Consider the following 16,337-nt stretch of genomic DNA (forward strand, 5'->3'; position numbering starts at 1 on the left):
TTTTGGTCATAGCCTTTTCTTTCTCTCAAAACTTGTAAGAGCTTTCCTACTTTCTTTTTACAAAAAATGATATAATGAAAGAGATACATACGGAGGTAATACAATGACAAAAACCAGATTATATATTGCTCGTCATGGAAAAACCATGTTTAATACCATTGGGCGAGCACAGGGCTGGTCAGACACTCCGCTGACAGAAGCAGGAGAGCGTGGGATTAGAGAATTAGGGCTTGGCCTTAAAGAAGCAGGTCTTTCTTTTAAAGAGGCTGTTTCGAGTGATTCTGGTCGTACCATTCAAACCATGGGAATTGTTCTTCAAGAACTTGGTTTGACAGGTCAGATTCCTTATCGCTATGATAAACGCATTCGTGAGTGGTGTTTTGGTAGCTTCGACGGTGCCTATGATGGCGAGCTCTTCATGGGGGTTTTACCCCGTGTCTTTAAGGTCGAGGATTTCCATCAGTTGAGCTTGATGGAGTTAGCAGAAGGGATTGTTGAAGTCGACACCACTGGTTGGGCTGAATCTTGGGGTGCCTTGAGTGGTCGGATCAAAGAAGGGTTTGAAGCCATCGCAAAAGAGGTGGAAGCAACTGGCGGTGGAAATGCGATTGTTGTCAGCCACGGCATGACCATTACGACCTTGATTTATCTCATCGATCCGAAAGCAGTCGAAGAATTGGTCTTGGACAACGGAAGTGTAACGGTTTTGGCCTATGAGGATGGCGCCTTTCATATTGAAAAGATTGGAGATATGTCCTATCGTAAGGTTGGAGCAAAACTCTTAGAGGATGGCCATGACAAATAAGTATAGACGCGCAAGAAAAAAACGTAAGAAACGGTGGCCCTACCTATTGAGTTTCTTTCTTCTTGTGATCCTTGGATCAGGAATTGGTGCTTACTTGGCTAAACCAAGCTTGTTTTCAGGGCTTCAGTTTTGGAAGGCAAAAAAAACAGCTGTAACGACTCCCTCTTCTTCTAAGAAAAAGAAAGAAAAATCAGATTTACCAGCTGTTTCGACAAAAGACTGGCAGTTGATCTTGGTCAATCGTGATAATGTGAAGCCAGAGTTGAACCCACAATTGACAGATGTAGATGCTATCAAAGTGGATAGTCGGATTGTAGAGCCAACTCGTCAATTTCTAGAGGCGGCTCGAAAAATTGCCCCAGAAGAAACCTTGATATCGGGTTATCGAAGCGTGGCGGAACAAACAGAGCTCTATAATGAGCGTGTTGCGCAATTAGAGGCCAGTGGTCTTTCGCACGAAGAAGCTGAAAAGCAGGTACAGACCCAGGTACAGGTTCCTGGTGCTAGTGAACACCAGACGGGGCTTGCGATCGATATGAGTGTCGAAGCTGGTCAAAGTGATGAGTTGGGCTTGCAGCTGGCTGCCATCGCACCGCAATATGGCTTTGTCCTTCGTTACCCAGATGGGAAGAGCAACATCACAGGTGTGAATTTTGAGAATTGGCATTTCCGTTATGTTGGCGTAGAAAATGCCCAGTATATGGCCAAACATCAGCTAGTATTGGAAGAATATATTCAACTATTGAAAAAGGCTGGAAAATAGGAGGAGATTCTCTTTTTCTAGGTCTTCAGAATGATTTTTAGCACTCTTGGGAAAAGAGTGCTAATTTTTTGGGTTTTTTTCTTGACTTTCTTTTGGATGGGTGTATAATAGAATCATGGTTTAGCACTTGAGTGTTTAGAGTGCTAAATACGAAAGAGAGGTGAGGTCATGGTTACAGAACGTCAAAATGAGATTCTCAATCTTGTCGTCGATATCTTTACCAAGACCCACGAACCAGTTGGTTCAAAAGCGCTACAAGATGTGATTCAATCCAGTAGTGCGACCATTCGAAACGACATGGCTGCTCTCGAAAAACAAGGCTTACTAGAAAAGGCCCACACTTCGAGTGGCCGCATGCCTAGTCGAGCTGGTTTTCAATATTTTGTTCAGAACTCCCTTGATCTAGAGTTGATTGATGAGCAAGATGTCTACCAGGTGGTGAAAGCCTTTGATTTCGAAGCCTTTAAATTAGACGATATCTTGGATGCTACGGCCAAGTTACTAGCCCAGATGACGGGTTACACCGCAGTGATTCAGGATGTTGAACCGACACGTCAGCGCTTGACTGGTTTTGAGATTGTTCCATTATCCAACCATGATGCCTTAGCGGTTCTGACCTTGGATGAATCAAAGCCTGTCACTGTACAGTTTGCCATTCCAAAGAATTTCTTAACCAGTGACTTGGAAATCTTCCATCAGCTGGTTCAAGAGCGTTTCATTGGAAATACAGTCTTGGATATCCACTACCGCTTGCGGACAGAGATTCCACAGATTGTACAGCGCTATTTCAAGACGACAGACAATGTCTTGGATCTCTTTGATTACGTCTTCTCGCAACTGTTTCAAGAACTGGTCTTTATAGAAGGAAAGGTTTCATCATTAGCCTACGCCGATCTTCAGACCTATCAGTTTTTGGACAATCCCCAACATGTAGCTCTCGAGTTGCGAGGGGGAATGCCAGAAGACCAAATGACCCAGATCCTGGTTGCAGAATCCCAAGAAAAGGCCTTGAAAAATGTGACGGTGATTAGTCACAAGTTCCTGGTTCCTTATCGTGGGATGGCCCTCATGCATGTGATTGGTCCCGTAGAGATGGATTACAGGCGTGTGATTAGCCTGGTCAATGTCATCGGACGGGTACTGGTTATGAAGTTGACGGACTACTACCGTTACCTCAACAGCAACCATTATGAAGTAAATTAAGACCAAATGAAAGGGGTGTATGCCTTGACAGAAGATATCAAAAAAGAAGACGTGAAAGAAGAGGAAGTTGCCGAGACAACTGAAGAAGTTGTAGAGGAAAGCAACCAACCTTCTGAGTTAGAAGAAGCACAAGCGCGTGCCGAGGAATTTGAAAACAAATACCTTCGTGCTCATGCAGAAATGCAAAATATTCAGCGCCGTGCCAATGAAGAACGTCAACAATTACAAAAATACCGTAGCCAAGATTTGGCAAAAGCGATCTTACCATCACTGGACAACCTCGAACGTGCCCTTGCCGTAGAAGGGTTGACAGATGATGTGAAGAAGGGCTTGGAAATGGTCCAAGAAAGTTTGGTACATGCTCTGAAGGAAGAAGGAATCGAAGAAATTCCAGCGGACGGAGCCTTTGACCATAACTACCACATGGCCATCCAAACCTTGCCTGCAGATGATGAACATCCAGCAGACACCATCGCACAAGTCTTCCAAAAAGGCTACAAACTCCATGACCGCATCCTGCGTCCAGCCATGGTAGTGGTTTATAACTAGGCTAGAGAACTTAAAAACCTTGTCCGAAACGACACTAAACTATGAAAGAAAGATAAGAGGCAAGCCGGAGGCTTGCAAGGAAGATATTTCCCGCCACTTAAGGGAAAATATCAAAAAGAAAAAAAGAAGATAAATTTAAGGAGAAAAACATATGTCTAAAATTATCGGTATTGACTTAGGTACAACAAACTCAGCAGTGGCAGTTCTTGAAGGAACTGAAAGCAAAATCATCGCAAACCCAGAAGGAAACCGCACGACTCCATCTGTTGTGTCATTCAAAAACGGTGAAATCATCGTTGGTGATGCTGCAAAACGTCAAGCAGTCACAAATCCAGATACAGTCATCTCTATCAAATCTAAGATGGGTACTTCTGAAAAAGTTTCTGCTAACGGCAAAGAATACACACCACAAGAAATCTCAGCTATGATCCTTCAATACTTGAAAGGTTACGCTGAAGATTATCTTGGTGAAAAAGTAACGAAAGCAGTTATCACAGTTCCAGCTTACTTCAACGATGCGCAACGTCAAGCAACTAAAGACGCTGGTAAAATCGCTGGTCTTGAAGTAGAACGTATTGTCAACGAACCAACTGCAGCAGCTCTTGCTTACGGTTTGGACAAGACAGACAAAGAAGAAAAAATCTTGGTATTCGACCTTGGTGGTGGTACATTCGACGTATCTATCCTTGAATTGGGTGACGGTGTCTTCGATGTATTAGCTACTGCTGGAGATAACAAACTCGGTGGTGACGACTTTGACCAAAAAATCATCGATTACTTGGTAGCAGAATTCAAGAAAGAAAATGGTATCGATTTGTCAACAGACAAGATGGCGCTTCAACGTTTGAAAGATGCAGCTGAAAAAGCGAAGAAAGACCTTTCTGGTGTGACTTCAACACAAATCAGCTTGCCATTCATCACTGCAGGCGCTGCTGGACCTCTTCACTTGGAAATGACCTTGACTCGTGCGAAATTCGACGATTTGACTCGTGACCTTGTAGAACGTACGAAAACTCCAGTTCGTCAAGCCCTTTCAGATGCAGGTTTGAGCTTGTCAGAAATCGACGAAGTCATCCTTGTCGGTGGTTCAACTCGTATTCCTGCCGTTGTTGAAGCTGTTAAAGCTGAAACTGGCAAAGAACCAAACAAATCAGTGAACCCTGATGAAGTTGTGGCTATGGGAGCTGCCATCCAAGGTGGTGTGATCACAGGTGATGTGAAAGACGTTGTTCTTCTTGACGTAACACCATTGTCACTTGGTATCGAAACAATGGGTGGAGTCTTTACAAAACTCATCGACCGCAACACTACGATTCCAACATCTAAATCACAAGTCTTCTCAACTGCAGCAGACAACCAACCAGCCGTTGATATCCACGTTCTTCAAGGGGAACGCCCAATGGCAGCAGATAACAAGACTCTTGGACGCTTCCAATTGACAGATATCCCAGCTGCACCTCGTGGTATTCCACAAATCGAAGTAACATTCGACATCGATAAGAACGGTATCGTATCTGTTAAAGCCAAAGACCTTGGAACTCAAAAAGAACAAACAATCGTTATCCAATCTAACTCAGGTTTGACAGACGAAGAAATCGACCGCATGATGAAAGATGCAGAAGCAAACGCTGAAGCAGATAAGAAACGTAAAGAAGAAGTAGACCTTCGTAACGAAGTAGACCAAGCTATCTTTGCAACTGAAAAGACAATCAAAGAAACTGAAGGAAAAGGCTTTGATGCAGAACGTGATGCTGCACAAGCAGGACTTGATGATCTTAAGAAAGCTCAAGAATCAGGTAACCTTGAAGAAATGAAAGCAAAACTTGAAGCCTTGAACGAAAAAGCACAAGCATTGGCTGTTAAACTCTACGAACAAGCCGCAGCAGCCCAACAAGCACAAGCAGGAGCAGAAGGCGCACAAGCATCAGGAAATGCAGGCGATGACGTCGTAGACGGAGAGTTTACAGAAAAATAAAATAGTCCAGTGGACTATTTTATCCCGAGCTTGAAAATCGGGGAGCGAGGCGTTAAGAATGACTAATCACTAAAGTGATTGTATCGCTATGGCGCCTTTCCTAAACGCCTAACTAATAAATGATAAAAAGAAATCCAGAGGTTGCAACCCAGCCTCTGTTTTTCGGTAAAATAGAGGATGTTGCCTATGAAAAAAAGTACTTTGTATCATTTATCCTAATTTTTCTCTTTATGAGATAACTGCTTTAACGAGTACTTTAGCTCTGTCTTTTGATATTACGATTGATTATGCCGTTTCAGATCATTCGATGGTGGTCTCTGAGGATGGCTTGCCCTGTCAACCAACGAAAACTCTAGATCAAATCCGTATAGAAGAGTATTCTTGCGTGATTTTGCCAGGAATGGTCAATATAGGACCTGCCCTACAGGATGAGAAATTGATTTCGTTCTTGAGGGATCTTGGTGAGCAAGATATCCTCATTGCAGCCATTTCTTCAGCGCCTCTTTTATTAGCGAAAGCAGGTCTGTTGAAGGACACGAAATTTACAGGTGGAATTTGGCAAAACTTCTTTGACTATTTTGAATTTCTTCCACGTGAAAATTTCCAACCGAAAGTTCTTGTGCAAGATAAACAGATCATTACGGCTATCGGTTTTGCCCATCAAGAGTTTGCAAGAAAAGTGATTCTAAGTTTAGGCTTGGCAGAGAATGCGGGCAACTATTTTAAGGAACAGAACGAGTATGCTGAAGAGGATTTGATATTTACTCTATCGGACCAAGAGTTTGATGAAGTGAAGCGAAGTATAGAAAACAGCCTCTAAAGATTTACATGAAAATTATAGAAAGGAACAAAGAGTGTTCGGGGAATTGAACCCGAGCGGAAAGCTTGGAAATTAGATAAACCGCCTAAGAAATCAGGATTTCTTGTCGGTTTCCTAAATTTCAGTCGCTTTCTGTTCGCTCTTAGTATCTTGTATGAACAATACTGAATTTTATGACCGTTTGGGCGTTTCAAAGAATGCATCTCAGGATGAAATCAAGAAAGCCTATCGGAAATTATCTAAAAAATATCACCCAGATATCAACAAGGAGCCTGGTGCTGAGGAAAAGTACAAGGAAGTTCAAGAAGCTTATGAGACTTTGAGTGACGAGCAAAAACGGGCTGCTTATGACCAATATGGTGCTGCAGGTGCCAATGGTGGCTTCGGTGGCGGAGCAGGTGGTTTTGGTGGCTTTGATGGTGCTGGTTTTGGTGGCTTTGAAGACATCTTTTCTAGCTTCTTTGGTGGCGGTGCAAGTCGTAATCCGAATGCACCTCGTCAAGGGGATGACCTCCAATACCGCGTCAATCTCAAGTTTGAAGAAGCGATTTTTGGTTCGGAAAAAGAAGTCAAGTACCATCGGGAAGCTAGCTGTCATACCTGTCATGGTTCTGGGGCTAAGCCAGGGACTAGTCCGGTGACCTGTGGACGCTGTCATGGTTCTGGAGTCATCAATGTGGATACGCAAACCCCTCTTGGTATGATGCGCCGTCAAGTGACCTGTGATGTCTGTCATGGTCGTGGTCAAGAAATCAAAGATCCATGTACGACTTGTCGTGGAACAGGTCATGAAAAACAAGCTCATAGTGTGAACGTCAAGATTCCTGCAGGAGTTGAAACGGGTCAACAAATCCGCTTAGCTGGTCAAGGAGAAGCTGGCTTTAACGGTGGACCTTATGGTGACTTGTATGTCGTTGTCAATGTTGAGCCGAGCGATCGCTTCGAACGAGATGGCTCAACCATCTACTACAAGTTAGACCTGAACTTTGTCCAAGCAGCTCTTGGAGATACGGTCCATGTGCCAACTGTTCACGGAGATGTCGATTTGGTCATTCCTGAAGGAACCCAAACCGGTAAGAAATTCCGCCTCCGTGGAAAAGGGGCTCCAAGCTTACGTGGTGGTGCTATGGGGGATCAATATGTATCTGTCAATGTCGTCACCCCAACTGGTTTAAATGACAAGCAAAAAGAAGCCCTTCAAGCCTTTGCGGAAGCAAGTGATTTGAAGGTCAACCCAAAGAAAAAAGGGTTCTTTGACAAGGTCAAAGATGCTTTAGATGATTTATAAGAATGAACGAGTTTCCTTTTGAGTAAGGAACTCGTTTTATTTTGGATCGAATCTAAGAACTTCCTCTCCTAATTAAAGAATAATGAGAAGCCTCATTGAATTTATTAAGATATCGTGGTAAATTGAAGAAAACGATTACAAAGACAATTTAGGAGGTCCTGATGAAATCACATCAACCACGTTATGCGATTCGCAAGTATGCAGTAGGAGCTGCTTCGGTGCTCATAGGATTTTTTGCTGGCGCTCAGGTTGTAGCGGCAGATACGCCAACGGCTACAGACAGTCCTGCAACGACAGTTCCAACTCAGCCAAGCGAGGGAGAGGCAACGATTTCTCTTAATGAGGAAGCTTCTCAGCCAACAGTAGAAAAACCAACGGCTCCTGCCCCAATCGTCGATCAAAGTCAACCGACATTGCCTGATCGTGAATTGCGGGTATCAGATCTTGACCGTTTGATTCGCGAAGAAGCAAGCTCTGTCGCAGAGTCGGATGTGGCAGCTCAACCAACGACAGCAGCGACGGAAACGCCTGCTAAAGATCCTGACCAAGAAGAAAAATTAGCCAAGAAAAAGATTGTTTCGATTGATGCCGGTCGCAAGTACTTCTCACCAGAGCAAATCAAGGAAATCATTGATGAAGCTAGTAAGACGGGTTATACAGACTTGCATCTTCTAGTTGGAAATGACGGTTTGCGCTTTGTGCTGGATGATATGTCTTTGAAAGTGGGAGATACTTCTTATTCTAGCCAAGCCGTGACAGATGCGGTTGAAAAAGGGACAAAAGCTTATTACGATGATCCGAACGGGACAGCTTTGACCCAGGCTCAAATGGATGATATTTTGGCTTACGCCAAATCGAAGAAAGTAGGTGTCATCCCAACCATTAATAGTCCAGGTCACATGGATGCGATTCTGACGGCCATGGAACAATTGGGTATCGAAAACCCTCACTTTAATTACTTTGGCACTAAAAAATCAGCTCGGACCGTTGATTTGGACAACCAAAAAGCCTTAGACTTCACCAAGGCTTTGGTAGACAAGTATGCGGCTTATTTCAGCGGCAAGGCAGACATTTTCAATATTGGTTTGGATGAATATGCCAACGATGCTACAGATGCCCATGGTTGGCAGGTTCTCCAAGCCAGCAAGCATTGGCCAGGTGAAGGCTATCCAGAAAAAGGCTATGAAAAATTTATCCAATATGCTAATGATCTAGCAGCTATTGTGAAAAAACACAAGATGAAACCAATGGCCTTCAATGATGGAATCTACTACAATGGCGATACTTCCTATGGTACTTTTGACAAGGATATCATTGTCTCCTACTGGACAGGTGGCTGGAACGGCTATGATGTCGCATCTTCAAAACTCTTGTCTGAACTAGGTCATCAGATTCTTAATACCAATGATGCTTGGTATTATGTGCTCGGACGGGACAAGGCTGGATCTGGTTGGTACAATCTTGATCAAGGTCTCGAAGGAATTTCCAAGTCAGCGATTGATGCGGTTCAAAAAAATGACGGGGCCAAGGTGCCTTTCATCGGTGGCATGGTAGCTGCCTGGGCAGATACGCCATCCGCAACCTACAAAAAAGACCTTCTCTTTAAGCTCATGCATGCCTTCGCGGACAAGAATGCGGACTACTTTGTAGCAGATCCTGAAGTGGTCGAAAAAGCTCTTTCGGAAGCTCCAACTGATTTGGACCACTATACACCGGAATCTCTAGTAGCCTTTACAGCAGCTAAAAAAGCTTTAGAAGGGGCAGGAGCAAACACCACTCGAGCAGAGGCCAAAACCTTGATCGACCATCTCAAAGCAGCTCAAGATGCTTTGGTGTATACGGAAAGCTACGCGAAAGAAGTTGCAGCAAAAGAAGCGGAAGAAAAACTTGCCATGAAGAAGGTCATCTCGATCGATGCAGGCCGCAAATACTTCTCACTGGATCAGTTGAAACGGATCGTAGATAAGGCCAGTGAGTTGGGTTATTCTGACTTGCACCTCCTTGTCGGAAACGATGGTATGCGCTTCGTCCTCGATGATATGACGGTGGAAGCCAATGGCAAGACTTATGCTAGTGACGATGTGAAAAAGGCCATTTTAGAAGGTACCAAGGCCTATTACGATGATCCAAATGGTCAAGCATTGACCCAAGCGGAAATGGATGAACTCCATGCTTATGCGACTGCGAAAGGAATCGGCTTGATTGCGGCAGTCAATAGTCCTGGACACATGGATGCTTTGTTGGTGGCCATGGAAAAATTGGGCATTGAAAATCCACAAGCCAGCTTTGATACGGTTTCAAAAACAACCATGGATTTGACCAATGAAGCAGCAGTCAACTTTACCAAAGCCTTGATTGGCAAGTACATGGACTACTTCAAAGACAAGTCTAAGATCTTTAACTACGGAACGGATGAATATGCCAATGACGCTACCAGTGCGCAAGGTTGGTACTACCTCAAGTGGTATGACCTCTATGGTAAGTTTGCGGAGTATTCCAATAGTCTTGCAGCCATGGCGCGTGAAAAAGGCTTGCAGCCAATGGCCTTTAACGATGGCTTCTATTATGGAGATGAAGATGATGTCGCCTTTGACAAGGACGTCTTGATTTCATACTGGTCTAAAGGATGGTGGGGATATAACCTCGCATCTCCACAGTATTTGGCAGATAAGGGGTATAAATTCCTTAATACCAACGGAGACTGGTACTATGTTTTGGGAAGAACACCTGAAACGGGTGGTGGTTATATTGAAAAAGCGATTGCCAATGCAGCTGCTACTCCATTTAGACAACTCCCAAGTACAACATATCCAGAAACATCTTTGCCGATGGTCGGTAGCATGGTAGCTGTTTGGTGTGATACCCCAAGTGAAGAATACATCGAAAAAAATGTCTTTGATCTCATGGAAGCTTTTGCCAACCACAACAAGGACTATTTCAAGGCGGACTTCACTGCTCTTAGAAAAGCAGTTGCTACGGTGCCAACAGATCTAGCCATTTACACACCAGAATCTCGCGCAGCACTTGCGAAAGCCTTAGATAGCTTGAATTGGAATGTGAGCCGTGCTCATCAAGATCAGGTGGATCAAGAAGTGTCTACTCTGACCCAAGCCCTTGCGGGGCTCAAGCCAATTACGCAAGTAGGTAGCTTGGCTGAAAATGACGTCAAAGCCCTAGTGGAAGACAAACCAAGTCTTGAAATCGTGGAGAAAGAACTTGATTTTGACCTTGTGGAACGCACCAATCCAGATCTCGCTAAAGGAGAACGCAGAGTAATCCAGGCTGGAGTTAAAGGGCAAGGTCTTGAGTATGTAGAGGTTTCGGCGCTTAATCAAAGTCGAAAAGTAATCGCTACAGAAGTTGCCACAGAGCCGGTTGCAGAAATTGTTGAAGTCGGTACCAAAGAAGTCGTAATCCCAACAAACCCTTCAGTAGAAGCACCAGTGAAACCAGACGTGCTTGTAAACAAAATGGTTCCAGAACCTTCAACGCCTCAAGTGATCGCGAAGGATCAACCAATAGCACCAGTAAATACCCCAACGCCAATTCCAGCAGCTGTGGAAAAAGAGGTTGGTTCAGAAGCGGTATCTTCTAACAAGCAACTTCCAGAAACAGGAGTGGAATCTGCTCTGGGACTCGCTTTACTAGGAGCGATCTTAGGAGTAGCAGGAATGGACTTGAAAAATAAAAAAAGAGACTGAGACCTAGTAGATTTGTAACAGGTCGAAGTTAGGAGAGTGGGACAGAAATCGGTAATTCGTTAGAATTCGATTTCGTCGCCCCACCTCCGCACAGTTGTGTAGGGCTGTAAAAGCTGATGAAATCAGCGTAGTAGAGCCCAGTCAACCGCTGCGTCTTGCTCGACAATCCAAAAATAACTGAGAGGCTAGGACTTTTGTCCCAGCTTCTTTTTGTGCTTGGAAAACTGTACCCGGACAGTTTGGGTTTTTCACTCTTGTAACCCCTTCTATATCCTGCTAAAATAAAACCATGACACGATACAAAGCAACCATTTCATATGACGGGACCTTGTTTGCAGGGTTTCAACGCCAACCGCATGCCCGTAGTGTGCAGGAGGAAATCGAGAAGACCTTGACGAGCCTCAATCAAGGAACCCCTGTTACCGTTCATGGAGCGGGGCGAACGGATTCAGGTGTCCATGCTCTTGGGCAGGTGATTCATTTTGATCTCCCTCAAGCGCGGGACGAGGAGAAGCTCCGCTTTGCCCTCGATACCCAAACCCCAGAGGATATTGATTTCATCCGAGTGGAGCAAGTAGAAGATGACTTTCACTCACGCTACAAGAAGCACAGCAAGACCTATGAATTTATCGTGGATTATGGTCGTCCCAAGAACCCCATGATGCGCCACTATGCCACCCACTATCCTTATCCTTTGGATGTGGAAAAGATGCAAGCAGCCATCCAAAAGTTGGAGGGAACCCATGATTTCACCGGTTTCACAGCTTCAGGAACCAGTGTGGAAGACAAGGTTCGTACGATTACAGAGGCTCGCTTGGTCGAGGATGCAGAACATCATCGCCTTGTCTTTACCTTTTCGGGCAATGGTTTTCTCTACAAGCAAATCCGCAATATGGTGGGAACTTTGTTGAAGATTGGAAATGATCGGATGCCGATCGAGCAGATCGATCTAATTTTAGAAAAGAAGGACCGCAATCTAGCAGGTCCTACAGCAGCGCCAAATGGCTTATATTTAAAGGAGATCCGTTATGAGTAATGAATTGATTCTAGCTATTTCAGGAAATGATATTTTTAGTGGGGGAGGTCTTCACGCAGACCTTGCAACTTATACGACTAACAAACAGCATGGTTTTGTAGCGGTGACTTGTTTGACCGCTATGACGGAGCACGGTTTTGAAGTGATTCCGGTGGATCCAACGACCTTTGCTCAACAGCTCAACTCTCTCAAGGATGTTCCTTTTTCTGCTATTAAACTCGGTCTTTTGCCAAATGTTGAAGTGGCAGACTTAGCCTTGGACTATGTCAAAGCCCATGCGGAGATCCCTGTGGTACTAGATCCTGTCTTGGTCTGCAAGGAAAGCCATGATGTAGAAGTTTCAGCTCTTCGAGACGAATTGATCAAGTTCTTCCCTTATGTGACCATCATCACGCCAAACTTACCAGAAGCTGAGATCTTGACTCAAAGCAAGATTCAATCGCTCGACGATATGAAGGAGGCAGCGCGCAAGCTCCACGAATTAGGAGCAGCGACTGTCGTGGTCAAAGGGGGCAATCGTCTCAATAAAGAAAAGGCCATCGATGTCTTTTATGATGGGACGGACTTCACCATCATTGAAGAGCCGGTCTTAGAAAAGAACAATACAGGAGCTGGTTGTACCTTTGCGTCTAGCATTTCCAGCCAGTTGGTAAAAGGGAAATCACCGCTTGAAGCTGTTAAAGCCTCTAAAGACTTTGTTTTCCAAGCGATTCAACATTCAGACCAGTATGGAGTAGTACAGTATGACATCTAATCGAACTCAACTCATTGCCCGCCTCTCTATTTTGACAGCCTTGACAGTTGTACTTGGCTACTATACCAAACTTCCAACTCCTACAGGGATCGTCACCCTGCTAGATCTTGGAGTGTATTTCACAGCCTTCTATTTTGGGCGCAAGGAAGGTGCGATTGTAGGTGGTGTCGGAGCCTTCCTACTTGACCTGATTTCAGGCTATCCTCAGTGGATGTTCTTTAGCCTCCTCTTTCACGGGGGACAAGGCTATTTCGCTGGCTTCAAGGGAAAAGCTCGTTACCTAGGCTTGCTTCTTGCGACAGTTGTGATGGTAGGCGGTTACGCACTAGCTTCTGCCCTCTTTTTAGGCAATGGCTGGGGAGCTGCTATCTCGGACATTCCAAATAACCTTGCTCAGAATTTTGTTGGAATGGCTTTAGGCTATGTGGTCTATTATGCATTTCAAAAGAAAGGAAGCTAATTCATGGATCTGGAGCAACTGAAGAAGGATACAAAAGAAATCTTGGTAGATGTCTTGGCAAAAAGCCGTCTCCGCCAAGGACAGATTCTAGTCCTCGGGATGTCTTCAAGCGAAGTTGCAGGAGGGCCAATTGGAAAAGCCTCCAACATCGATATTGCTGAAGCTATTGTCCAGACCTTACTAGATGAGTTGAATCCAAGAGGGATTTATCTGGCGGTACAAGGATGTGAGCATCTCAATCGCGCCTTGGTGGTCGAGCGGGAATTGGCAGATAAGAAGGAGCTAGAAATCGTCAATGTCCTTCCGAGTCTCCATGCAGGAGGTGCTGGACAACTCGCAGCTTTCAAGTATTTTAAGGATCCTGTGGAGGTGGAATTTATCACAGCCCAAGCCGGGTTAGACATCGGAGATACCTCAGTAGGGATGCATGTCAAACACGTGCAAGTTCCAATTCGCCCTATCTTGCGTGAACTAGGTGGAGCCCATGTCACAGCGCTCGCCAGTCGGCCAAAATTGATCGGTGGCGCCCGTGCTCTCTACCTCGATGATCCCATCCGAAAATCATAATCAGAACTAGCTTTTAAGGGCTAGTTTTTTTGGATGAAAAGAGAGGCAAAAACGTTTTAAAACTTGCAATTTCAAAGTTTTGTGGTAAAATTATAAGGAATGACTATATTATTTTAAGGAGAGACAGAATGTCTGTATCATTTGAAAACAAAGAAACTAACCACGGTGTATTGACTTTCACAATCAGCCAAGAGCAAATCAAACCTGCTTTGGACCGTGTGTTTGAGTCAGTTAAGAAAACTTTGAACGTACCTGGATTCCGTAAAGGTCATATTCCACGTCCAATCTTCAACCAACGTTTCGGTGAAGAAGCACTTTACCAAGATGCTTTGAACGATCTTCTTCCAGCAGCATACGAAGCAGCTGTTAAAGAAGCTGGAATCGAAGTTGTAGCACAACCAACTTTCGATGTTGTATCTATGGAAAAAGGTCAAGACTGGACATTGACAGCAGCTGTTGTCACAAAACCTGAAGTAAAATTGGGTGCTTACAAAGACCTTGAAGTATCAGTAGAAGTTTCTAAAGAAGTAACAGACGCTGATGTGGATGCTCGTATCGAACGCGAACGCAACAACTTGGCTGAATTGGTTGTTAAAGAAGGTGCTGCAGCAGAAGGTGACACAGTTGTGATCGACTTCGTAGGTTCTATCGACGGTGTTGAATTCGACGGTGGTAAAGGTGACAACTTCTCACTTGGACTTGGTTCAGGACAATTCATCCCAGGTTTCGAAGACCAATTGGTTGGACACTCTGCTGGTGAAACAGTTGATGTGATCGTAACCTTCCCAGAAGACTACCAAGCAGCTGACCTTGCAGGTAAAGAAGCGAAATTCGTGACAACTATCCACGAAGTAAAAGCAAAAGAAGTACCAGCTCTTGACGATGAATTGGCAAAAGACATCGACGAAGAAGTTGAAACTCTTGACGAATTGAAAGAAAAATACCGCAAAGAATTGGCAGCAGCTAAAGAAGAAGCATACAACGATGCAGTAGAAGCAGCAGCAATCGATCTTGCAGTTGAAAACGCTGAAATCGTTGACCTTCCAGAAGAAATGATCCACGAAGAAGTACACCGTTCAATCAACGAGTTCCTTGGAAACATGCAACGTCAAGGTATCTCACCTGAAATGTACTTCCAAATCACTGGAACAACTCAAGAAGATCTTCACAAACAATACGAAGCAGAAGCTGAAAGCCGTACGAAGACAAACCTTGTGGTTGAAGCAGTAGCGAAAGCAGAAGGCTTCGAAGCAACTGAAGAAGAAATCAACGCTGAAATCGAACAATTGGCAGCAGATTACAACATGCCAGTTGAACAAGTTCGCAACCTTCTTTCACCAGAAATGTTGAAACATGACATCACAGTGAAGAAAGCAGTGAACGTGATCACAAGCACAGCAAAAGTAAAATAATTGAGAATAAAAAGAAGAGCCGTGAGGCTCTTCTTTTTTTGATTTCATGGAGAATCCTGGAATTTTCCTTTGACGAAAGGGGAAATTTATCGTACAATAGAGTGTAACGATAAAATGCGTGATAGATTTAGTGACGAGAAGTTTTCAATCTATCATTGAGGATAGGATGAGGTTGAAGACCGGATCCTTCTCCATTTAGGAAATGAAACATAAGGAGATTTACCCTTGGAATTAGAAGTATTTGCTGGACAAGAAAAAAGTGAACTTTCTATGATTGAAGTGGCGCGTGCGATTTTGGAATTACGAGGACGTGACCATGAAATGTACTTTAGCGATCTTGTAAATGAAATTCAAAATTACCTTGAAAAATCAAACAGCGAGATCCGTGAAGCTCTTCCATTGTTCTACACAGAATTGAATGTAGATGGAAGCTTTATCCCACTTGGAGATAACAAATGGGGTCTTCGTTCATGGTATGCCATCGATGAAGTTGACGAAGAAATCATCGCTCTTGAAGAAACAGACGAAGATGAAACTCCTAAGAAACGGAAGAAAAAACGTGTCAATGCCTTCATGGATGGAGACGAAGATGCGATCGATTACAACGATGACGATCCAGAAGACGAAGAAGTTTACGAAGCAGATCCAGCTCTTTCATATGATGAAGAAAATCCAGATGATGAAAAGAGTGAAGTCGAAGCTTACGATGCTGAAATCAATGAAATCGTACCAGATGATTTGGGTGAAGAAGTTGAATTGAGCGAAGAAGACGACGAAGAAGAGGATTCTGAAGACGAGGAAGAAGAATAAATCATATGAAACAAGGAAATTGTTCCTTGTTTTTTTATTGAAGACGAAGTTTTCCCAGAAACTTTCCTTAGGTGAGTACGGACGTCAGCGAACTTCGAAGAAGTTCCATGACTAATTATTGAGCCTTAAGTCTCAATAATTCCGAGTGCCTGAAGCTATGAAGTTTCAGGCACTTTTCTCACGGCGGAAAGTTT

14 protein-coding genes are annotated in these 16,337 nt (G+C 44.1%); all 14 read left to right on the top strand.

Annotation, left to right across the window (positions count from 1 at the left end):
* Positions 1–103: 103 nt before the first annotated feature.
* The 14 genes from HMPREF2686_RS06410 (at position 104) to rpoE (ending at position 16,143) form a co-directional block, all read left to right on the top strand.
* Positions 104–805: a histidine phosphatase family protein gene (locus HMPREF2686_RS06410; RefSeq protein ID WP_070449778.1), complete on the top strand. Its 702-nt coding sequence runs from the start codon at positions 104–106 to the stop codon at positions 803–805.
* Positions 789–1,568: a M15 family metallopeptidase gene (locus tag HMPREF2686_RS06415; RefSeq protein ID WP_315377533.1), complete on the top strand. Its 780-nt coding sequence runs from the start codon at positions 789–791 to the stop codon at positions 1,566–1,568. Before HMPREF2686_RS06410 ends, HMPREF2686_RS06415 begins: the two co-directional genes overlap by 17 nt.
* A 168-nt stretch (positions 1,569–1,736) precedes the next feature.
* On the top strand, positions 1,737–2,771 hold the full coding sequence (gene hrcA, locus HMPREF2686_RS06420; RefSeq protein WP_070449781.1) for a heat-inducible transcriptional repressor HrcA: 1,035 nt from the start codon (positions 1,737–1,739) through the stop codon (positions 2,769–2,771).
* Positions 2,772–2,795: 24 nt separating this feature from the next.
* Entirely contained in the window at positions 2,796–3,320 is a 525-nt protein-coding gene (grpE, locus tag HMPREF2686_RS06425; RefSeq protein ID WP_306474908.1) for a nucleotide exchange factor GrpE, read from the top strand.
* Positions 3,321–3,471: 151 nt separating this feature from the next.
* Complete coding sequence (dnaK, locus tag HMPREF2686_RS06430; protein ID WP_070449790.1) at positions 3,472–5,295, top strand: molecular chaperone DnaK; 1,824 nt, start codon at positions 3,472–3,474, stop codon at positions 5,293–5,295.
* 205 nt (positions 5,296–5,500) lie between these two features.
* Positions 5,501–6,115 carry a DJ-1/PfpI family protein gene (locus tag HMPREF2686_RS06435; RefSeq protein WP_070449792.1) on the top strand — a complete coding sequence of 205 codons (615 nt, stop codon included), beginning with the start codon at positions 5,501–5,503 and terminating at the stop codon, positions 6,113–6,115.
* Positions 6,116–6,269: 154 nt separating this feature from the next.
* Positions 6,270–7,403 (top strand): molecular chaperone DnaJ, encoded by a 1,134-nt coding sequence (dnaJ, locus tag HMPREF2686_RS06440; protein WP_070449795.1) that lies wholly within the window; start codon positions 6,270–6,272, stop codon positions 7,401–7,403.
* A gap of 161 nt (positions 7,404–7,564) precedes the next feature.
* Positions 7,565–11,104 (top strand): family 20 glycosylhydrolase, encoded by a 3,540-nt coding sequence (locus HMPREF2686_RS06445; RefSeq protein WP_070449797.1) that lies wholly within the window; start codon positions 7,565–7,567, stop codon positions 11,102–11,104.
* Positions 11,105–11,393: 289 nt separating this feature from the next.
* On the top strand, positions 11,394–12,140 hold the full coding sequence (gene truA / locus HMPREF2686_RS06450) for a tRNA pseudouridine(38-40) synthase TruA (protein WP_070449800.1): 747 nt from the start codon (positions 11,394–11,396) through the stop codon (positions 12,138–12,140).
* Positions 12,133–12,894 (top strand): bifunctional hydroxymethylpyrimidine kinase/phosphomethylpyrimidine kinase, encoded by a 762-nt coding sequence (locus HMPREF2686_RS06455; protein WP_070449802.1) that lies wholly within the window; start codon positions 12,133–12,135, stop codon positions 12,892–12,894. The genes truA and HMPREF2686_RS06455 overlap by 8 nt, the downstream gene beginning before the upstream one ends.
* Positions 12,884–13,354, top strand: a complete 471-nt coding sequence (locus tag HMPREF2686_RS06460; protein ID WP_003010175.1) for an ECF transporter S component — start codon at positions 12,884–12,886, stop codon at positions 13,352–13,354. Before HMPREF2686_RS06455 ends, HMPREF2686_RS06460 begins: the two co-directional genes overlap by 11 nt.
* Positions 13,355–13,357: 3 nt before the next feature.
* Complete coding sequence (locus tag HMPREF2686_RS06465) at positions 13,358–13,921, top strand: TIGR01440 family protein (protein ID WP_070449805.1); 564 nt, start codon at positions 13,358–13,360, stop codon at positions 13,919–13,921.
* 128 nt (positions 13,922–14,049) lie between these two features.
* Positions 14,050–15,333: a trigger factor gene (tig, locus tag HMPREF2686_RS06470; RefSeq protein ID WP_003004508.1), complete on the top strand. Its 1,284-nt coding sequence runs from the start codon at positions 14,050–14,052 to the stop codon at positions 15,331–15,333.
* A 225-nt stretch (positions 15,334–15,558) separates the two neighbouring features.
* Positions 15,559–16,143, top strand: a complete 585-nt coding sequence (rpoE, locus tag HMPREF2686_RS06475; RefSeq protein ID WP_003010182.1) for a DNA-directed RNA polymerase subunit delta — start codon at positions 15,559–15,561, stop codon at positions 16,141–16,143.
* Positions 16,144–16,337 lie beyond the last annotated feature (194 nt).

Origin of the sequence: Streptococcus sp. HMSC057G03 (assembly GCF_001808745.1) — a bacterium.
GTDB classification, from domain to species: Bacteria; Bacillota; Bacilli; order Lactobacillales; family Streptococcaceae; genus Streptococcus; species Streptococcus parasanguinis_Z.